Annotated in this window: 18 protein-coding genes; 12 read left to right on the plus strand and 6 right to left on the minus strand. The window is 62.1% G+C overall.

The genetic code is table 11. The features are described 5' to 3' along the window. Nucleotides 1–51 precede the first annotated feature (51 nt). Entirely contained in the window at nt 52–918 is an 867-nt protein-coding gene (gene ispE / locus AC4PR2_RS18505; protein ID WP_033638162.1) for a 4-(cytidine 5'-diphospho)-2-C-methyl-D-erythritol kinase, read from the minus strand. Then, the gene (gene lolB / locus AC4PR2_RS18510) at nt 915–1,538 is read right to left on the minus strand and encodes a lipoprotein insertase outer membrane protein LolB (RefSeq protein ID WP_060440174.1); all 624 of its coding nucleotides are present in this window, start codon (nt 1,536–1,538) and stop codon (nt 915–917) included. The genes ispE and lolB overlap by 4 nt, the downstream gene beginning before the upstream one ends. A gap of 299 nt (nt 1,539–1,837) precedes the next feature. On the opposite strand from lolB, the gene AC4PR2_RS18515 reads away from it, so the two are divergent. The 7 genes from AC4PR2_RS18515 to kdsA all read left to right on the plus strand — a co-directional run bounded on the left by AC4PR2_RS18515 (nt 1,838) and on the right by kdsA (nt 7,610). Then, complete coding sequence (locus AC4PR2_RS18515) at nt 1,838–1,981, plus strand: hypothetical protein (RefSeq protein WP_154618166.1); 144 nt, start codon at nt 1,838–1,840, stop codon at nt 1,979–1,981. A 254-nt stretch (nt 1,982–2,235) separates the two neighbouring features. Further along, complete coding sequence (gene hemA, locus AC4PR2_RS18520) at nt 2,236–3,498, plus strand: glutamyl-tRNA reductase (protein WP_033638164.1); 1,263 nt, start codon at nt 2,236–2,238, stop codon at nt 3,496–3,498. Between the two features lie 31 nt (nt 3,499–3,529). After that, a complete protein-coding gene (prfA, locus tag AC4PR2_RS18525; RefSeq protein ID WP_492175350.1) occupies nt 3,530–4,615 on the plus strand; it encodes a peptide chain release factor 1 in 1,086 nt (361 codons plus the stop codon). Beyond that, nucleotides 4,615–5,448, plus strand: coding sequence for a peptide chain release factor N(5)-glutamine methyltransferase (prmC, locus tag AC4PR2_RS18530; protein WP_197801493.1), 834 nt, complete (start codon nt 4,615–4,617; stop codon nt 5,446–5,448). Before prfA ends, prmC begins: the two co-directional genes overlap by 1 nt. A gap of 41 nt (nt 5,449–5,489) precedes the next feature. After that, nucleotides 5,490–5,891, plus strand: coding sequence for a SirB2 family protein (locus AC4PR2_RS18535; protein WP_170310367.1), 402 nt, complete (start codon nt 5,490–5,492; stop codon nt 5,889–5,891). Then, nucleotides 5,888–6,697: an invasion regulator SirB1 gene (sirB1, locus tag AC4PR2_RS18540; RefSeq protein ID WP_038872030.1), complete on the plus strand. Its 810-nt coding sequence runs from the start codon at nt 5,888–5,890 to the stop codon at nt 6,695–6,697. The genes AC4PR2_RS18535 and sirB1 overlap by 4 nt, the downstream gene beginning before the upstream one ends. 58 nt (nt 6,698–6,755) lie before the next feature. Further along, nucleotides 6,756–7,610, plus strand: a complete 855-nt coding sequence (kdsA, locus tag AC4PR2_RS18545) for a 3-deoxy-8-phosphooctulonate synthase (RefSeq protein ID WP_330113468.1) — start codon at nt 6,756–6,758, stop codon at nt 7,608–7,610. 48 nt (nt 7,611–7,658) lie between these two features. Here the strand turns inward: kdsA and dauA are convergent, their stop codons facing one another. Both dauA and AC4PR2_RS18555 read right to left on the minus strand, forming a co-directional pair. Then, nucleotides 7,659–9,347 (minus strand): C4-dicarboxylic acid transporter DauA, encoded by a 1,689-nt coding sequence (dauA, locus tag AC4PR2_RS18550; protein ID WP_060419372.1) that lies wholly within the window; start codon nt 9,345–9,347, stop codon nt 7,659–7,661. A gap of 232 nt (nt 9,348–9,579) precedes the next feature. Next, a complete protein-coding gene (locus tag AC4PR2_RS18555) occupies nt 9,580–10,065 on the minus strand; it encodes a heme-degrading domain-containing protein (protein WP_492175351.1) in 486 nt (161 codons plus the stop codon). Between the two features lie 199 nt (nt 10,066–10,264). On the opposite strand from AC4PR2_RS18555, the gene AC4PR2_RS18560 reads away from it, so the two are divergent. Next, complete coding sequence (locus AC4PR2_RS18560; RefSeq protein WP_492175352.1) at nt 10,265–11,365, plus strand: GGDEF domain-containing protein; 1,101 nt, start codon at nt 10,265–10,267, stop codon at nt 11,363–11,365. 33 nt (nt 11,366–11,398) lie between these two features. Here AC4PR2_RS18560 and mfd read toward each other — a convergent pair whose 3' ends face one another. Next, nucleotides 11,399–14,872: a transcription-repair coupling factor gene (mfd, locus tag AC4PR2_RS18565; protein ID WP_492175353.1), complete on the minus strand. Its 3,474-nt coding sequence runs from the start codon at nt 14,870–14,872 to the stop codon at nt 11,399–11,401. Nucleotides 14,873–15,024: 152 nt separating this feature from the next. Next, on the minus strand, nt 15,025–16,008 hold the full coding sequence (locus AC4PR2_RS18570) for a threo-3-hydroxy-L-aspartate ammonia-lyase (RefSeq protein WP_443014639.1): 984 nt from the start codon (nt 16,006–16,008) through the stop codon (nt 15,025–15,027). A 93-nt stretch (nt 16,009–16,101) separates the two neighbouring features. Here AC4PR2_RS18570 and AC4PR2_RS18575 point away from each other — a divergent pair, with 93 nt between their 5' ends. From AC4PR2_RS18575 to lolE, 4 genes are all read left to right on the plus strand, one after another. After that, on the plus strand, nt 16,102–16,743 hold the full coding sequence (locus AC4PR2_RS18575; protein ID WP_038877816.1) for a helix-turn-helix transcriptional regulator: 642 nt from the start codon (nt 16,102–16,104) through the stop codon (nt 16,741–16,743). Nucleotides 16,744–16,848: 105 nt separating this feature from the next. Next, nucleotides 16,849–18,051 (plus strand): lipoprotein-releasing ABC transporter permease subunit LolC, encoded by a 1,203-nt coding sequence (gene lolC, locus AC4PR2_RS18580; protein ID WP_004941116.1) that lies wholly within the window; start codon nt 16,849–16,851, stop codon nt 18,049–18,051. After that, a complete protein-coding gene (gene lolD / locus AC4PR2_RS18585; protein ID WP_004941120.1) occupies nt 18,044–18,748 on the plus strand; it encodes a lipoprotein-releasing ABC transporter ATP-binding protein LolD in 705 nt (234 codons plus the stop codon). Before lolC ends, lolD begins: the two co-directional genes overlap by 8 nt. Next, nucleotides 18,748–19,995 carry a lipoprotein-releasing ABC transporter permease subunit LolE gene (gene lolE, locus AC4PR2_RS18590; protein WP_025302503.1) on the plus strand — a complete coding sequence of 416 codons (1,248 nt, stop codon included), beginning with the start codon at nt 18,748–18,750 and terminating at the stop codon, nt 19,993–19,995. The genes lolD and lolE overlap by 1 nt, the downstream gene beginning before the upstream one ends. Nucleotides 19,996–20,003 lie beyond the last annotated feature (8 nt).

A 20,003-nucleotide genomic window follows, 5' to 3' on the forward strand; every position in this document is an offset into this window, starting at 1 on the left:
GCAGGGATAACAGGGCCAGGTGTGCATGACCCTGCGCAGCGAAACGTTGAGCTACGACTCAAACCGCCCGGAACGAATGCGATGTAGTGGGGAGACGTTAACGCCGCGCGCTACAAAACCACACAACCACTCCGGGGCTTGATTTAACACCTGACGGGCGGCGATTTCTGTGTCGAATTCAGCAAACACACAAGCACCTGTGCCAGTCAGGCGTGACGGGGCGTATTCTAACAGCCATGAAAGAAGCTGTTCAACCTCGCGAAAACGTTTTCTTGCGATCGGTTCGCAATCATTTGCGTACGGCGCCTGCAACAGCTCACTTAAGGAGCGAACCGGGGTGTCTCTTTTCAATTCGGGGTCACCGAAGATAACCGGTGTCGGGATGCCGACGCCGGGATGCGCCACCAGATACCACTTTTCCTGCGGCTCGGCCGGCTGCAGACGCTCGCCGATGCCTTCGGCGAAGGCGGCGTGGCCGCGCACGAACACCGGCACGTCGGCGCCGAGGCTGAGCCCCAGCTCGGCCAGTTGGTCGTCGCCAAGACCGCAGCGCCACAGTTCGTTGAGCGCCACCAGTACGGTGGCGGCGTTGGAGGAGCCACCGCCCAAGCCGCCGCCCATCGGCAGACGCTTGTCGATGCTGATGTCGGCGCCGCGCGGTGCGGTCTGCAGGCCGCGCTCATCGCAATAGCGCTGCAGCAGGCGGGCGGCGCGCACGATCAGGTTCTGTTCGTCCGGCACGCCGTCGACCGGCGTCAGCAGATGAATGCGGTCGTCCTGGCGCGGGTCAATGGTCAGGGTGTCGCCGTAGTCCAAGAACTGGAACAGCGTCTGCAGCAGGTGATAGCCGTCTTCACGACGGCCGGTGATGTACAGAAACAGGTTGAGTTTCGCGGGGGAGGGCCACTGGCGAATCATTTGAGCGTCCAGTTATCCATTTTCAGCTTGATGCGCTGCTCGCCCTGCTGCAGTTCCAGGCGGTTCGGCAGCGTCGGCTGTACCTCGTTGCTGTAGCTCTGGTAATCCACTTTCCAGGTTTGGCCGCCTTGCTGGTAGGTTAGTTTGCTCAGGCGATATTGGTCATCCAGCGCAAAATCGTTGGCTTCGCCCGGCAGGCCGAGCATCCACTGGCGCAGGTTGTTCAGCGGGATCGCCATGCCGGTCAGCTTGCGGATCATCTCTTCCGGGTTGTCGCTGACGTAGCGTTTGCCCTGGTTGTCGGTCAGCTGCACCACGTTTTTCTGTACGTTGAGATCCATTTCCGTGCTGCCCAGCGGGTTGGTCAACAGCAGACGATAGCGCTCCGGCGAGAACTGCTGCCAGAAGAAGCGGGCGTAGACTTTTTTCTGATCAGACAAGTAGGCGAAGGAGCCGCGGGTCTGATAGGTGCTGAGCTGCTGCACCGCCTGCTCATGGGCGCGCCACTGCGGAGAAGTCGGGCTGGTGGCCGGGCCGGTCGGCTTGGTGGTGGTACAGGCGGCCAACACCAGGCTGGCCAGCGGGATCAGACGGAGCAAACTAACTTTGCGTATTGGCATAACTTTCTCTTGTCCTTTTGTCCTTGCGGGCATGCGCGACGAAACCCGGATTCAGCGCTCACGCTAACGGGGCGGCGGCGGCGCGTCAATTTTTTGCTGCATCGCGTTGAATCTTGCCGCTTTTACCGGCGCAATGCCAACCCGGTACGCGCATTGGGGCGTCATTAAGATTAACACAATCGTTTCGTGCCGTTGTCCGGGGGCAACAATTTTCGATACGGCGGGGTGACCGCCGTTAGCGTTTGGTTGATGTTTACCTCGCTATGCTGCCGGGGGTTTTTGTTGCGGGAAATAATCGAATGAAGATTGCGGCGCGGATAATCATTTCGCTTCTGTGCTTTGCCGGCGCGGTATTTTTTTATTTTCAGGCCAAGCAGGTTTTTTGCCAGCAGGTCTCTTTTATCCTGGATCCCTCCTACCGTTGCGGCACGCTGGGTTGGTAAACGCGCGGATTATAAGCGGATAACCTGCAGGTTTTACCGAATCCTGTGCGGGAGATCGCATCCTGCGCTAAAATTCAGTATGTTATGTCGTCAAATTATAAATCATCTCACTGTATTTATTAATTATTCATCGATTGATGCCGTCTATGGCAATGATTGAACGGAAGATGCGGTTGTTACTTTTATTGATCCTGCGCATCAAGTAGAATGCCGTTCAACGAGAACCCGTACCAAGATAAGTATTACTCGAAGCAATGACCCTGCTGGCGTTAGGTATAAATCACAAAACCGCTCCGGTTTCTCTGCGTGAAAGGGTGACCTTCTCGCCAGAGTCCATCGATGAGGCGCTGACCAGCTTGCTCCAACAACCGTTGGTGCAGGGCGGCGTCGTGTTGTCCACCTGCAACCGCACCGAACTGTACCTCAGCGTAGAGCAGCAGGAACACATGCACGAGCAGCTGGTCGCCTGGCTGTGCGCCTACCACAACCTGCGCCCGGAAGAGGTGAAGAAAAGCCTGTACTGGCATCAGGGCAACGACGCGGTCAGCCATTTGATGCGGGTGGCCAGCGGGTTGGACTCATTGGTGCTGGGCGAACCGCAGATCCTCGGGCAGGTCAAAAAGGCCTTCGCCGAGTCGCAACGCGGCCAGTCGCTGTCCGGCGAGCTGGAGCGTCTGTTCCAGAAATCCTTCTCCGTCGCCAAGCGCGTGCGTACCGAAACCGACATCGGTGCCAGCGCGGTCTCCGTGGCTTTTGCCGCCTGTACCCTGGCGCGCCAGATCTTCGAATCGTTGGCCGATCTCAACGTCTTGCTGGTGGGCGCCGGTGAAACCATCGAACTGGTGGCGCGCCACCTGCGCGAACACAAAGTGCGGCACATGATCATCGCCAACCGCACCCGCGAGCGCGCCCAGCTGCTGGCGGACGAGGTCGGCGCGGAGGTGATCACCCTGCCGGAGATCGACGAACGCCTGGCGGACGCCGACATCATCATCAGTTCCACCGCCAGCCCGCTGCCGATCATCGGTAAGGGGATGGTGGAGCGCGCGCTGAAGGCGCGCCGCAACCAGCCGATGCTGCTGGTGGATATCGCCGTACCGCGCGACATCGAACCGGAAGTCGGCAAACTGGCCAACGCCTATCTCTACAGCGTGGACGATCTGCACGCCATCATTCAAAGCAACCTGGCGCAGCGCAAAGCGGCGGCGGTGCAGGCGGAGTCGATCGTGCAGCAGGAAAGCACCAACTTCATGGCCTGGCTGCGCTCGCAGGGCGCGGTGGAAACCATCCGCGACTACCGTTCGCAGGCCGACCAAATTCGCGCAGAGATGGAGGCCAAAGCGCTGGCCGCCATCGCGCAGGGCGCCAACGTGGAGCAGGTTATTCACGAGCTGGCCCATAAACTGACCAACCGTCTTATTCATGCCCCTACCAAATCCCTCCAGCAGGCCGCCGGCGACGGCGACGTGGAGCGGTTGCAGTTATTACGCGACAGCCTCGGGCTGGATCAGCATTAGTTTTCTCTATTAACAGGGTTTATTACCACGCATGAAGCCTTCTATTGTTGCCAAACTGGAAGCGTTACAAGAGCGCCATGAAGAAGTGCAGGCGCTGCTCGGCGATGCCGGCGTTATCGCCGACCAAGACCGGTTCCGCGCGCTGTCGCGAGAATACGCGCAGCTGACCGACGTCAGCCGCTGCTTCCTGGAATGGCGTCAGGTGCAGGAGGATCTGGAGACGGCGGAAATGATGCTGGACGATCCGGAAATGCGCGAGATGGCGCAGGAAGAGCTGAAACAGGCGCGGGCGGCCAGCGAAGAGCTGGAACAGCAGCTGCAGGTGTTGCTGCTGCCGAAAGATCCGGACGATGAGCGCAGCTGCTTCCTCGAAGTGCGCGCCGGCACCGGCGGCGATGAGGCGGCGATCTTCGCCGGCGATCTGTTCCGCATGTACAGCCGCTATGCGGAAAGCCGCCGCTGGCGCGTCGAGGTGATGAGCGCCAACGAAGGCGAACACGGCGGTTTCAAAGAAGTGATCGCCAAAGTCTCCGGCGACGGCGTGTACGGTCAGCTGAAGTTTGAATCCGGCGGCCACCGCGTGCAGCGCGTGCCGGAAACCGAATCCCAGGGGCGCATCCACACCTCCGCCTGCACCGTGGCGGTGATGCCGGAAGTGCCGGAAGCCGAGCTGCCGGACATCAACCCGGGCGATCTGAAAATCGACACCTTCCGCTCCTCCGGCGCCGGTGGCCAGCACGTTAACACCACCGACTCGGCAATCCGCATCACCCACCTGCCGACCGGCATCGTGGTGGAGTGCCAGGACGAGCGTTCACAGCACAAAAACAAAGCCAAGGCGATGTCGGTGCTGGGCGCGCGCATTCGCGCCGCCGAGATGGCCAAGCGCCAGCAGGCCGAGGCGTCCACTCGCCGCAACCTGCTGGGCAGCGGCGACCGTTCCGACCGTAACCGCACCTACAACTTCCCGCAGGGGCGGGTGACCGACCACCGCATCAACCTGACGCTCTACCGCCTGGACGAAGTGATGGAAGGCAAACTGGACATGCTGATCCAGCCGAGCGTGCAGGAGTATCAGGCCGATCAGCTGGCTGCGCTGTCCGCCGAGCAAGAGTGATGGACTATCAACACTGGCTGAAAGCCGCCGCCGCGCGTTTGACCCACAGCGACAGCGCCCGGCGCGACGCGGAAATCCTGTTGGGTTTCGTGACCGGCAAGGCCAGAACCTTCCTGATGGCGTTCGGTGAAACCCTGCTGACGCCACCGCAGCAACAGCAGCTGGAGACGCTGCTGGCGCGCCGCGAACGCGGTGAGCCGGTGGCCTATCTGGTGGGCGAGCGCGAATTTTGGTCGCTGCCGCTGTCGGTTTCGCCCGCAACGCTGATCCCACGCCCGGATACCGAATGCCTGGTGGAGCTGGCGCTGGCGCGCCTGCCGCCGCAACCCTGCCACTTCCTCGATCTCGGCACCGGCACCGGCGCCATCGCGCTGGCGCTGGCCAGCGAGCGCCCCGATTGTTCGGCCATCGGCGTCGATGTGCAGCCGGAAGCGGTCGCGCTGGCGCAGCACAATGCGCACAAGCTGAAGATCGACAACGTCCGATTTCTACAGGGCAGCTGGTTTGTGCCGGTGGCGGGGCAACGCTTCGCGCTGATCGCCAGCAATCCGCCCTATATCGACGCCGCCGATCCGCATTTGTCGCAGGGCGACGTGCGCTTCGAGCCCGGCAGCGCGCTGGTCGCCGCCGATCGTGGGTTGGCGGATCTGGCCGCCATCGTGCGCCAGGCGCCGCACCATTTGCAGCCCCAGGGCTGGCTGCTGTTGGAACATGGCTGGCAGCAGGGCGAGAGCGTGCGCGCGCTGCTGCAGGCCGCCGGATTTTCCGCTGTCGCCACCCACCGTGATTATGGCGACAACGACCGCGTGACGCTCGGCCAATGGCCGGGATAAGCGCCTCTCATAATAACGACGCCCGAGCCATTTAAGGGAGTATCATGACTGCATACACCGCGTTGAAACATTTCCATTTGCTGACGGTCGCCATCAGTATTACCTTGTTTGTGCTGCGTTTCTTTTGGCAGTGGCGCCGCTCGCCGATCATGGGCCGCCGCTGGGTCAAGGTAGCGCCGCACCTGAACGACACGCTGCTGTTCGTCAGCGGCATCGCGCTGGTGGTGACGTTCGGGTTTTATCCGCTGCTGGGTATGGACTCATGGCTGACCGAGAAGCTGTTTGGCGTTATTATCTATATCCTGCTTGGCTACGTCGCATTGGGCAAGAAGACCAAAAGTCAGCGGCTGCGAACCGTGGCGTTCGTGCTGGCGTTGGGCTGCCTGTACCTGATAATTAAACTTGCCACGACGAAAATACCGTTTCTGATGGGATACCTATGAGTAGCATTGCTGATTTTGAATTTAACGCCTCGCCGCTGAGCGAAGGGGTGATCCTGGTGTCGCAGTCGGTGCGGCGCGATTTCCCGGTTGCCGACGTGGAGCGCAAGCTGCAACAGCTGGTGGACGAAGCGCGCGCGGCGGTGCCGGTCGATATCACTCAGGAGCAGCAACTGGATGCGCTCATCGAACTGTTTTACAAGACCTGGGGATTCGGCGGCGCCAGCGGCGTGTACCGCCTGTCGGACGCCATCTGGCTGGACAAGGTGCTGGAAGCGCGGCAGGGCACGCCGGTCTCGCTGGGCACTATCTTCCTGCATATCGCCAACGCGCTGGACCTGCCGCTGCTGCCGGTGATTTTCCCCACTCAGCTGATCCTGCGCGCCGACTGGCTGGACGAAGAGCTGTGGCTGATCAACCCGCTGAACGGCGAAACCCTGAGCGAACACCAGCTGGAAGTGTGGATCAAGGGCAACCTGGGGCTGGGCGCCGAGCTGGAAGACGACGATCTCGACGAGTCGGAGAACATCATGGTGGTGCGCAAGATGCTCGATACGCTGAAGGCCGCCCTGATGGAAGAAAAGCAGCTGGAAATGGCGCTGCGCACCAGCGAAACGGTGCTGTGCTTCGATCCGGAAGACCCGTACGAGATCCGCGACCGCGGGCTGATTTACGCCCAGCTGGAGTGCAACCATATCGCGATTTCCGACCTCAACTATTTTGTCGAGCAGTGTCCTGAAGACCCGGTCAGCGAAGTGATCAAAGTACAGATCCACTCGATTGAGCCGAAACAGGTGACGCTGCATTAATTCAATGACTCCGTGCAGTTTGCAAGGCGACGGTTACAACCTTAACAAAGGCGAAAGCATGAAACAGAAAGTGGTTAGCATTGGCGATATCGACGTAGCAAACGATCTGCCGTTTGTGCTGTTTGGCGGTATGAACGTGCTGGAATCGCGCGATCTGGCGATGAGCATCTGCGAACACTACGTCACCGTGACGCAAAAACTGGGCATCCCTTACGTATTCAAAGCCTCTTTCGACAAGGCCAACCGTTCTTCCATCCACTCGTACCGCGGTCCGGGCCTGGAAAAAGGGATGAAGATCTTCGAAGAGCTGAAAAAAACCTTCGGCGTGAAAATCATCACCGACGTGCATGAAGCGGCGCAGGCGCAGCCGGTTTCCGAAGTGGTTGACGTGATCCAGCTGCCGGCCTTCCTGGCGCGTCAGACCGATCTGGTGGAAGCGATGGCGAAAACCGGCGCGGTGATCAACGTCAAGAAGCCGCAGTTCGTCAGCCCGGGGCAGATGGGCAACATCGTCGACAAGTTCAAAGAAGGCGGCAACGATCAGGTGATCCTGTGCGATCGCGGCAGCAACTTCGGCTATGACAACCTGGTGGTCGACATGCTGGGCATCAACGTGATGAAGAACGTGACCGGCGGCCATCCGGTGATCTTCGACGTGACCCACGCGCTGCAGACCCGCGATCCGTTCGGCGCCGCGTCCGGCGGCCGCCGCGCTCAGGTGGCCGAGCTGGCGCGCGCCGGTATGGCGGTTGGCCTGGCCGGCCTGTTCCTCGAAGCGCACCCGGATCCGAAAAACGCCAAGTGCGACGGCCCGTCTGCGCTGCCGTTGGACAAGCTGGAGCCGTTCCTGGCGCAGATGAAAGCCATCGACGACCTGGTGAAGAGCTTCCCGGAGCTGGATACCAGCAACTAAGCGTTCGTCGCCATAAAAAAAAGCCCGACTCGTCGGGCTTTTTTACGTTTAGGCGCCGGTGGCCGCCAGCGCTTCCGGCAGCGTCGGGTAGAACTGCAGGCGGCCCTCGATCGGCTGCACCCGCGCACGCGCCAGGGTTTTCAGCGGCTGGAACGGCACGTCGGTGATCACCAGCTTTTTGTCTGCCGGCAGCACGTCGATAAAGCGCCGCAGGGCGCTCAGGCCGCCGGCATCGAGCACCGGCACCGCATCCCATTGCAGCACGATCGTGCGGTAGCCTTCGCTGCGCGCCAGCAGTTCGGTAAAGATGCGCTCGGCGGCGGCGAAGAACAGCGGGCCGTTCACCCGGAGCACCAGGCGGCCGTCGCCGGCGCTCAGCTCACTCAGCCGCGTCATGCGGGCGATGCGGCGCATAAACAGCAGCGACGCCAGCACGATGCCCACGGTAATGGCGATCACCATATCGAACAGCACCGTCAGCGACATGCACAGCAGCAGCACCAGAATGTCGTCCTTCGGCGCCCGGCGCAGCAGATAAATCACCTTGTGCGCCTCGCTCATGTTCCAGGCGACCATCAGCAGCAGCGCCGCCATCGCCGCCAGCGGCAGGTAAGAGAGCCACGGTGCCAATACCAGCAGCGCCAACAGCACCAGCAGCGCGTGGATGATGGCGGACACCGGCGAGGTGGCGCCGGCGCGCACGTTGGCCGCCGAACGGGCAATCGCGGCGGTGGCGGTAATGCCGCCGAAGAACGGCGCGATGATGTTGCCCGCACCCTGGCCGATCAGCTCGCTGTTCGAGTTGTGCTTCTTGCCGGTCATGCCGTCGAGCACCACGGCGCACAGCAGCGATTCGATCGCGCCGAGCATCGCCATCGAAAACGCCGCCGGCAGCAGGGCGGAAACGGTTTGCCAGCTCAGGGTGAACGGCTGCCCGCCGCCGCCCGGCAGATCCCAGGGCAGCAGCAGCTGCGGCAGGATCGGCGGGATGCCCTGGCCGCTGCTGCCGTCGGCCAGCAGGTAGCTGAAGCGCGAGCCGATGGTCGCCACCGGGTGGTCAAACAGCGCCAGCAGCCCCATCAGCGCGGTGCCCGCCAGCAGCGCCGGCAGGTGGCCAGGCACCCGCAGGCCGAGCTTGGGCCAGAAGATCAGGATCAGGAGCGTCACCGCGCCGATCAGGGTATCGCCGAAATCCAGCGTTGGCAGCGCCTGCAGTAGGGCGTACAGCTTGCCGACGTAATTTTCCGGCGTGTGCGCCAGCTGCAGGCCGAAGAAGTCCTTGATCTGCATGGTGGCGATGGTGATGGCGATACCGGAGGTAAAGCCGAGTGTCACCGGCAGCGGAATGTACTCGATCAGCCGGCCAAAGCGCGCCAGCCCCATCAGCAGCAGAAACACCCCGGAGATCAGCGTGGCGACCAGCAGGCCGGCCAATCCGAACTGCTGCGAAACCGGATACAGGATCACCACGAAGGCGGCGGTGGGGCCGGAGACGCTGTAGCGCGAACCGCCGCTGACGGCGATGACGATCCCGGCGATGGCGGCGGTATACAGGCCGTACTGCGGCGGCACGCCGCTGGCGATCGCCAGCGCCATCGCCAGCGGGATGGCGATAATACCGACCGTCACCCCGGCGATAGCGTCTTTCAGCAACCGCGCCAGGCTATAAGGTTCCCGCCAGCAGGCGTCTATCAGCGCGCTGAAGGGGCGAATTTTGTTTATTTCATGCGTTTTCATCTACGGTGCGTACCAAATCTTCAAAAGTGAAAGGAATGGCGGGCCCGATGAGGTCCGTCTTGTCACGTGACAGATACCATACGCCTTTTGTTCAGCGGATTACCAGACCTGTGTCAATTTGGCACAGGAAATCAGAGAGTCTCCCTTTTGTTTGGCGCTAAATGCGGATAACAGATAAGTCAGCCGCAGATTCTGCGGCTGAAAAGGAAAGGAATAATCAAGGTTTTAACGGCTAGTGGAGCGCGGGCAGGGATAAGCCGAGAAAGTGGGCTAAAGTGCTTACCAGCAGCTGGTGATCTTCCTTCTGCGGCGCGCCGGAAATGCTGATGCTGCCGACGCAGCCGAGGCCGGCCAGGGTGAGCGGGAAGGCGCCGCCGTGCACCGAATAGTCGCGCACGCTCAGCCCGTAGCGCTCTTCCAGCGACGTTTGCCGCTGCTGCAAGCGCAGGCCGATGGCGTAAGAGCTTTTGTGAAAATGATTCACCAGATTGCGCTTGCGCCGCACCCAGTCGGCGATGTCCGGTGTGGCGCCCGGCATGGCGTAATACAACAGCGTCTGCCCGGCCAGTTGGATCTCGATAGCGATGCTCAGGCCGCGCCGCTCGGCGGCGGTTTTCAGCGCCGCGCCCAGCTCCCAGGCGGTGGCGGCGTCAAAATGGGTAAAGGCCAGCGTCGCTTCCTGTTCGCTGAGCGCCTGCAGTTCATCGTCGATATTCATGCGGTTCTCCCCCGATAACACAAAGCACAGAGTAGCCTGAAGCGCGCATCGTGAGATAGACGGCTTGGCGATAAGATAGAACTGCTACTCTATTAATAGACTGTGTAAAATAGCCGCCGCCGAAGCGGAGACGACAGGGATGCGTTATTCAACGTCTGCATATCAACCCCTGGCGATCCCGAGGAGCCGCTGACTATTTATGACCTACATTGCGTCCATTCCCGCCATTTACAGCGACGCCTGCATCACCTACGCCACGCTGTCGGTAAGCTATTTCGTTCTCAGTAAAAATGCGCCGTTCTCCTATCGCTCTGCGCTGTGGAAGCGCGTCGTATTCGGCCTGTTGGCCGGGGTGGCGGTGCTGTATTTAAGCCAGGACCGGCTGGAGCTGACCGATAAGGTGCACTACAGCTTTTCGATGATTCCGATGGTCCTGGTGACTTGTTTCGGCGGCGGTATCAGTGGGCTGGTGAGCTTTTTGTTCGCCATGGCGCTGACCGGCGGTTTCACCGTCGATAACCTGTTTATCGCCTCAATCCTGGTGCCGTTGCTGCTGTCGCGCGTGTGGCTGAAGAAATCCCACTGGGTGTTTTACCTGACGATCGGCGCCATCGCACTGTATCGCATCGCGGTGGTGTGGCTGCTGGTGGACATGAGCGGGCTATGGCTGGACGTGTTGCTGTACCAGGCGGTTTCCGCGCTCTGCCTGGCGATTTGCTACCATGCGCTGAATTTCAAAGAGCGCCATATCTACGCCTACTTCACGATGCGCGCCCGCGCCACGACCGACAGCCTGACCCATATCAACAACCGCGCCAGCGTCGATTACCACCTGATGCTGCAGCGCGCCGAACGCCGCCCGTGCGGGCTGATGATCCTCGATTTGGATGACTTCAAAAAGATCAATGACACCTACGGCCACCCGGCCGGCGACGTGCTGCTGGCCAGCGTTGGCCGGCTGCTGCAAAACAGCGTGCGCAACGAGGACTTCGTCGGGCGTTACGGCGGCGAGGAGTTTATGGTGATCACCGCCAGTTACGATCCGCTGGTCATCGGTGGGGTGGCGGAGCGCATTCGCAGCGCGGTGGAGAGCTCGACGTTCTTGCTGAATGCCCACGATGAAGCGCACATCACGCTGTCGATCGGCGTGTCGCTGTATCTGCCCGGCATGACGCTGGACAAGGCGATCGCCATGACCGACGAAGCGTTATATGAGGCGAAGCGCAGCGGTAAAAATCGGGTGGTGACCAGCCGCGTGATGCAGCTGGCGCCGCTGGGCGCCGGTTTCCCGCGCGAATAAGCCGCCTCCCGCCGCGCCGGCGGGAGCGTTGGCTCAGGCCGCCAGCGTGTGTTCGCGGAAGGCGTCCAGCAGATCTTCGGTGAACGTCAGGCGTTTCTGGCGGTCGGCCAAATCGAGCGTGAACTTCAGCTTGCACGGGCCGTCCAGGCGGTAAACCTGCGGATTGCCTTGCAACAGGCCGATCAGATAACCCGGGTCGACGCGGTTGTTGTCGCCGAATTCGATAAAGCCGCCGCGCTCGTTGCTCTCGATGCGTTTGATGCCCAGCTTCTGCGCATGCAGGCGCAGCGCCGCGCACTGCAACAGGTTGCGCGCCGCGTCCGGCAACTGGCCGAAGCGGTCGATCAGCTCGACTTTCAGCTCATCCAGCTCGCCGTCGCTTTTCGCGCTGGCGATACGCTTGTACAGCGAAAGACGGGTATTGACGTCGGGAATGAAATCTTCCGGCAGCAGCGCCGGCATGCGCAGTTCCACCTCGGTCTGGCTGCTGGTGAGATCTTCCAGCGACGGTTCGCGGCCGTTTTTCAACGCATCGACGGCGCTTTCCAACAGCTCCATGTAGAGCGAGAAACCGACGGTGGTCATCTGGCCGCTCTGGTCTTCGCCCAGCAGTTCGCCGGCGCCGCGGATCTCCAGATCGTGGGTCGCCAGGGCGAAACCGGCGCCGAGATCTTCCAGCGATGCGATGGCTTCGAGCCGTTTATGGGCGTCGGTGCCCATGGCTTTCGGGTTCGGCGTCAGCAGATAGGCGTAAGCCTGGTGGTGCGAACGCCCGACGCGGCCGCGCAGCTGGTGCAGCTGCGCCAGGCCGAAGCGATCGGCCCGCTCGATGATGATGGTGTTGGCGCTGGGGATATCGATGCCGGTCTCGATGATGGTGGTGCACACCAGCACGTTGAAGCGCTGGTGGTGGAAATCGTTCATCACCCGTTCCAGATCGCGTTCGCGCATCTGGCCGTGGCCGATGGCGATGCGCGCTTCCGGCACCAGTTCCGCCAGGCGCTGCGCCGCTTTCTCGATGTTTTCCACGTCGTTGTAGAGGTAGTAAACCTGGCCGCCGCGCAGCACTTCACGCAGGATCGCCTCGCGCACCACCAGGCTGTCGTATTCGCGCACGAAGGTCTTCACCGCCAGCCGGCGCGCGGGCGGGGTGGCGATGATCGACAGATCGCGCATGCCGCTCATCGCCATGTTCAGGGTACGCGGGATTGGCGTGGCGGTCAGCGTCAGGATATCGACGTCGGCGCGCATCGCCTTGATGCGTTCTTTATGGCGCACGCCGAAGCGGTGTTCTTCATCGACGATCAGCAGCCCCAGGTCTTTCCAGCGCAGATCGCTCTGCAACAGCTTGTGGGTGCCGATGATGATGTCCACTTTGCCTTCGGCCGCGTCGTCCAGCACCTGCTGCTGCTCTTTGGCGCTGCGGAAGCGCGACATCATTTCGATGCGGATCGGCCAGGTGGCAAAGCGATCGCGGAAGTTGTCGAAGTGCTGCTGCGCCAGCAGGGTGGTCGGCACCAGCACCGCCACCTGCTTGCCGTTTTCCACCGCCAGGAAGGCGGCGCGCATCGCCACTTCGGTTTTGCCGAAGCCGACGTCGCCGCACACCAGGCGGTCCATCGCCAGCGGCTGGCACATGTCGCTCAGCACCGCGTTGATCGCCTGTTCCTGATCCGGCGTGGTTTCGAACGGGAAGCTCTGGCAGAACAGCTGGTACTGTTCGCGATTGTGTTTGAAGGCGAAACCGGCCTTGGCGGCGCGCTGGGCGTAGATATCCAGCAGCTCCGCCGCCACGTCGCGCACGCGCTCGGCCGCTTTCTGCCGCGCGCGCGTCCAGGCGTCGCCGCCCAGCTTGTGCAGCGGGGCGTTTTCGTCCGCGCCGCCGGCGTAGCGGCTGATCAGATGCAGTGAAGAAACCGGCACGTACAGCTTGTCCTCACCGGCGTAGGAGAGGATCAGGTACTCGGCCTTGATGCCGCCGGCCTCCAGCGTGGTCAGGCCGACGTAGCGGCCGACGCCGTGTTCCAGATGCACCACCGGCTGGCCGGGATGCAGCTCCGCCAGGTTGCGGATCAGGGTATCGGTATTGATGGTGCGCCGGTTGTCCTGCCGGCGGCGGCTGACGCGCTCGCCGAGCAGATCGCTTTCGCAGATCAGCGCCCGCTGACGCAGGCCGTCGAGGAAGCCGTGTTCGGCGGCGCCGACCATCATGTAACGGCCCGCCGTTTCCGCCTGATCGAGGCGCTGAATCAGCGCCGGCGCCAGCTTGATGCGGCCGAGCAGATCCTGCAGCGTTTCACGCCGCCCCTCGCTCTCGACGGAGAAAATCACGCTGCCGTCGAAGCCTTCGATAAAGCGCCGCAGGTTATCCAGCGGGGATTTATGCTGCGCTTGCACCGCCAGATCGGGCAGGGCATGGTAGTCCAGATTGGTATTGCCGGCCTTGGCCGGCAGCTTATCGGTTTTCAGCGCGATGCGCGGCCAGGCCTTCAGCTCGCCGAACAGCGCGTCGACGCGCAGCCACAGCGTATCCGGCGCCAGCAGCGGGCGCATCGGATCGACGCGGCGGCTTTCGTAACGCTGGTTGACGTCCTGCCAGAAGCGCTCGGCGGCGCCCTCCAGATCGCCGGTGTTGACGATCAGCGTATTGGCCGGCAGGTAGCTGAACAGCGACGGCAGCGGCTGGCTGAAGAACAGCCGCTGCCAGTATTCGATGCCGGCCGGCCAGGCGCTTTTGCTGACCTGCTGATAGATGTGCTCGGCGTCGCGGCGCACCTCAAACTGCTCGCGCCACTGGCTGCGAAACAGCTCGATGGCGTTTTTGTCGGTGGGGAACTCGTGGGCCGGCAACAGATTGATGGCCTCGACTTCGCTCAACGTGCGCTGGGTATCGACGTCGAAGATGCGCAGGCTGTCGATTTCGTCATCGAAGAAGTCGATGCGGTAAGGCTCATCGCTGCCCATCGGGTAAAGATCGAGCAACGCGCCGCGGGTGGCGAATTCGCCGTGCTCCATCACCTGATCGACGCTGCGGTAACCGGCCTGTTCCAGCTGCGCGCGCAGCTTGTCGCGCGACAGGCGCTGGCCTTTCTTCATCACCAGCGCGTGGCCGTGCAGGAACTCGTGCGGGCAGACGCGCTGCATCAGGGTGTTGACCGGCAGAATAATCACGCCGCGCGCCATGGTCGGCAGGTGATACAGGCTCGACAAACGATCCGAGATGATTTCCTGATGCGGCGAGAAGCTGTCGTACGGCAGGGTTTCCCAGTCGGACAGCGTGGTCACCATCTGGTCGGTGAACTGCTGGATCTCGTCGCGCAGCCGCAGGGCGTTTTGCATGTCCGGCGCGATCAGCATCACCGGGCCAGGGTGGCGTTCGACGATCTCGGCGCATTCCACGGCGCAGGCCGCGCCGGTCAGTTGCCCCAGCTGGCGCAGATCGCCCGCGCGATCGGGCAGAGAATAACGGGGGGATGAGGAACGGTTACGGCTATCGGAAGTGCTCATTCAGGTATCTTTAATCAATGTGTTAGAGGGCGTTCCGGCACGGATAACCCAGCGCCTTTATGCTGTTTATAGTAGCCCAGCGGCCGCCAAACTGACACAGCAAAAAGCGCTATACCCTGATGTTCCGCCTGTTATTTAACCGATGCGCCGCGTTAATTTTCGCCGGCCAGGGCGAGATAGTGCGCAATCTTGTCGACGTCAAGATTGCCGCCGCTGACGATAACGCCGACCTTTTTACCGTGCAGATCGAGCAGGCCGTTCATCGCCGCCGCGGCCGCCAGGCAGCCGGTCGGCTCAACCACCATTTTCATCCGCTCCATAAAGAAGCGCATTTGCCGACACAGCTGGGCGTCGCTGACCGTCAGAATGCCTTCGACATATTCTTGAATGATCGGGAAGGTCAGCCGCCCGACCTGTTGGGTCTGCGCGCCGTCGGCAAGGGTTTTCGGCACCGGGATGTGCACCGGTTCACCGCGCTGAAAGGCTTGCTGAACGTCGTTGCCGGCTTCGGGCTCGACGCCGAACACGCGGCAGCCCGGCGACCAGTGATGCGCCGCTACCGCGCTGCCGGCCAGCAGGCCGCCGCCGCCGGTGCACACCAACAGCAGATCCAATGGCCCGGTCTCTTCAAACAGCTCCTTGGCGGCGGTGCCCTGGCCGGCGATCACCTGCGGATAATCGTACGGTGGCACCAGCGTCAGGCCCCGCTCTGCGGCCAGGCGTCGGGTGATTTCTTCACGATCTTCGCTGTGGCGCTGATAGATGACCACGTTGGCGCCGTAGCCGCGCGTCGCCGCCAGCTTGGCCGCAGGGGCGTCATGGGGCATTACGATGGTGGCGCTAACGCCCAATTCGCGCGCCGCCAGCGCCATCGCCTGTGCGTGGTTGCCGGATGAAAAGGCGATTACCCCGGCCCGACGCTGCTCTGCGCTGAGTTGCGCGATGGCGTTATAGGCGCCGCGAAATTTGAAGGCGCCGATGCGCTGAAAATTCTCGCACTTGAAGAACAGCTGCGCGCCGGCGATCTGGTCGGCCTGGCGCGAAGTCATGACCGGCGTGCGCAGGGCATGCCCGGCGATAACGTCGGCGGCGGTGGCAATATCGGTGGCGGTGATGCAGCGTGGGACTGAACTCATGGCGACCTCGCACAGGTAAGTGATGGACGATACATTGCTTGGTGTGGATTTTTAATTTACTCTTTGTAAAGTTATTGTCAAATGGTTAACTTAATGAGCGATCTCAGGCAGGAAAATGCGCTGTTGCTGCGCGAAGCGGAAAAAATTGTTCAGGCGCTGGGCGTGATGTTCGCGCCCGGTTGCGAAGTGGTGCTGCACGATCTGACCCAGCCCGATCGCGCCATTGTCGCCATCGCCAACAATCTGTCCAACCGCCGCATCGGCGACGCCGCGACGGAAATGGGGCTGGAGCGCATCGCGTCGCCGGAGTTTCCAGACGTGGTGCAGAACTACGCCAGCGTGTTTCCGGACGGGCGCCCGGCCAAGAGCACCTCGATCGGCCTGCGCAATAGCCAGGGCCGCTTTGTGGCGGCGATTTGCCTCAATCTGGATGTGTCTATCTTCAACAGCGTCACCGCTATCCTGCAGCAGCTGACGGCGGTGGTGCAAAGCGCCGCGCCGCAGGCGGCGGAGAGTGCACGCTCGCTGTCGGACATCGCCGCGGCGATCAACGCGTTCGCCGCGTCGCATGCCACCCAGCCGCGCGCTTTGTCTTCCGAACAGCGGTTTCAGGTGGTGCAACAGCTGAAGCAGCAAGGGTATTTGCAACTGCGCGGCGCGGCCACCATGGTGGCCGAAGCGCTCGGCATCTCGCGGGTGTCGGTCTATAACCTGCTCAAGCGAGACGCCGGATGAGGGGCCGCCCGGCGCAATAAAAGGCCGCCGGGTGTTCCCTAAACGAGGGAGAGCCTTTATTATCCATGATCACTTTGCTTAAGCCACGGCTATCAAACGGATTTCATGTATCAACCTGTCGCGTTATTCATTGGCCTGCGCTACATGCGCGGGCGAGCCTCAGACCGCTTCGGGCGGTTTGTTTCCTGGCTTTCCACCATCGGCATTACGCTGGGGGTGATGGCGTTGGTCACCGTGCTGTCGGTGATGAACGGTTTCGAAAAGGATCTGGAGAACAACATCCTCGGCCTGATGCCGCAGGCGTTGGTTACCAGTCCGCAAGGATCGGTCAACCCGCAGCAGCTGCCGGCCTCCGAGGTGCAGAAGCTGCAGGGCGTCACGCGCGTCGCGCCGCTGACCACCGGTGACGTGGTGCTGCAAAGCGCCCGCAGCGTGGCGGTCGGGGTGATGCTCGGCGTCAATCCCGACGAAGCCGATCCGCTGACCCCGTATCTGGTCAACGTCAAGCAGCAACAGTTGCAGCCGGGTCAATACAACATCATCATCGGCGAACAGCTGGCGGGGCAACTCGGCGTCAAGCGCGGCGATTCGCTGCGCGTGATGGTGCCGAGCGCCAGCCAGTTCACACCGATGGGCCGCATTCCCAGCCAGCGACTGTTCACCCTTATCGGCACCTTCCACGCCAACAGCGAGGTGGACGGCTATCAGCTGCTGGTCAACCAACAGGACGCTTCGCGCCTGATGCGCTACCCGGCCGGCAACATTACCGGCTGGCGCCTGTTCCTGCAGCAGCCGCTGACGGTCGATACCCTCAGCCAACAGGCGCTGCCGGCGGGCACGGTCTGGAAAGACTGGCGCGATCGCAAGGGGGAACTGTTCCAGGCGGTGCGCATGGAGAAAAACATGATGGGGCTGCTGCTCAGCCTGATCGTGGCGGTGGCGGCGTTTAACATCATTACGTCGCTCGGCCTGCTGGTGATGGAAAAGCAGGGCGAGGTCGCCATTCTGCAGACCCAGGGGCTGACTCGCCGCCAGATCATGTCGGTGTTTATGGTGCAGGGCGCCAGCGCCGGCATCATCGGTTCGCTGCTCGGCACGCTGCTCGGCGTGCTGCTGGCCACCAACCTGAATAACCTGATGCCGATCCTCGGCGCCTTGATCGACGGCGCTTCGCTGCCGGTGGCGGTTGATCCGCTGCAGGTAACGATCATCGCCGTGGTGGCGATGGCGGTTTCCTTGTTGTCCACGCTTTATCCTTCATGGCGCGCTGCCGCCGTACAACCCGCTGAGGCTTTACGCTATGAGTAACCATCTTTTGCTGCAGTGTGACAACCTGTGCAAGACCTATCAGGAAGGCAATCTGCACACCGACGTGCTGCGCAATGTCAGCTTTGCCATGCAGCAGGGCGAGATGATGGCGATCGTCGGCAGCTCGGGTTCCGGCAAGAGTACCCTGTTGCACCTGCTGGGCGGGTTGGACTCACCGACCTCCGGCGAGGTGATCTTCAAGGGCGAATCGCTGAACGCCATGTCTTCGGCGGCCAAGGCCGAGCTGCGCAACCGCCAGCTGGGCTTTATCTATCAGTTTCACCATTTGCTGCCGGACTTCACCGCGCTGGAAAACGCCGCCATGCCGCTGCTGATCGGCGGCGCCAAGCCGGCACAGGCGCAGGAGAAGGCGCGGGAGATGCTGGCGGCGGTCGGGCTGGAAAAACGCAGCAAGCACCGTCCGTCCGAGCTCTCCGGCGGCGAGCGTCAGCGCGTAGCGATCGCGCGCGCGCTGGTCAACAACCCGGCGCTGGTGCTGGCGGACGAACCGACCGGTAACCTGGACAAACGCACCGCAGACAGCATCTTCGATCTGCTGGGCGAGCTGAACGTGCGTCAGGGCACCGCTTTTCTGGTGGTGACGCACGATCTGCAGCTGGCCAAGCGCCTGAGCCGCCAGCTGGAAATGGCCGACGGCCACCTGCAGGCGCAGCTGACCCTGATGGGGGCCGAGTAATGGCGGGAGCCTCACTGTCCTTCCTGACGGCCCTGCGTTTCAGCCGCGGCCGTAAACGCGGCGGCATGGTGTCGCTGATCTCGGTCATCTCCACCATCGGCATCGCGCTGGGGGTGGCGGTGCTGATCGTCGGCCTGAGCGCGATGAACGGTTTTGAGCGCGAGCTGAAGAATCGCATTCTGGCGGTGGTGCCGCACGGCGAACTCGAGCCGGTCAATCAGCCGTTCAGCGGCTGGCCGTCGATTCTGCAGCGGGTGGAAAAGGTGCCGGGCATTGTGGCCGCCGCGCCGTACATCAACTTTACCGGCCTGATGGAGAACGGCGCGCAGCTGCGCGCGGTGGAAGTCAAAGGCGTTGATCCGCAGCAGGAGAGCCGACTGAGCGCGCTGCCGCAGTACGTGCAGGGCGACGCCTGGGCCAACTTCAAGCCCGGCGAGCAGCAGGTGATCCTCGGCAAGGGCGTGGCCGACGCGCTGGGCGTCAAGCAGGGCGCCTATGTGACGGTGATGATCCCCAACAGCGACCCGGAAATGAAGCTGCTGCAGCCGAAGCGCATCCGTCTGCACGTGACCGGCATTTTGCAGCTCAGCGGCCAGCTCGATCACAGCCTGGCGCTGGTGCCGCTGGCCGATGCGCAGCAGTATCTCGATATGGGTGACAGCGTCACGGGTATCGCCCTCAAGATGAACGACGTGTTCGCCGCCAATAAACTGGTGCGCGACGCCGGCGAAGTGACCAATTCTTATATCTACATCAAAAGCTGGATCGGCAAGTACGGCTACATGTATCGCGATATCCAGATGATCCGCGCCATTATGTACCTGGCGATGGTGCTGGTGATCGGCGTGGCCTGCTTCAACATCGTGTCCACGCTGGTGATGGCGGTGAAAGACAAAAGCGCCGACATCGCGGTGCTGCGCACCCTGGGCGCCAAAGACGGCTTTATCCGCGCCATCTTCATCTGGTATGGGCTGCTGGCCGGGCTGCTGGGCAGCCTGAGCGGCGTGGTGATCGGGGTGATCGCCTCGCTGCAGCTGACCAACATCATCCGGGGCATCGAGAAACTGGTCGGCCACTCCTTCCTGTCGGGCGATATCTACTTCATCGACTTCCTGCCTTCCGAGCTGCACTGGCTGGACGTGCTGATCGTGCTGGCGACCGCCATCGTGCTGAGCCTGTTGGCCAGTTGGTATCCGGCCAGGCGCGCCAGCCGCATCGATCCGGCGCGGGTGCTGAGCGGACAATAAAACCCACG

The sequence above is a fragment of the Serratia sp. A07 genome (assembly GCF_058725505.1).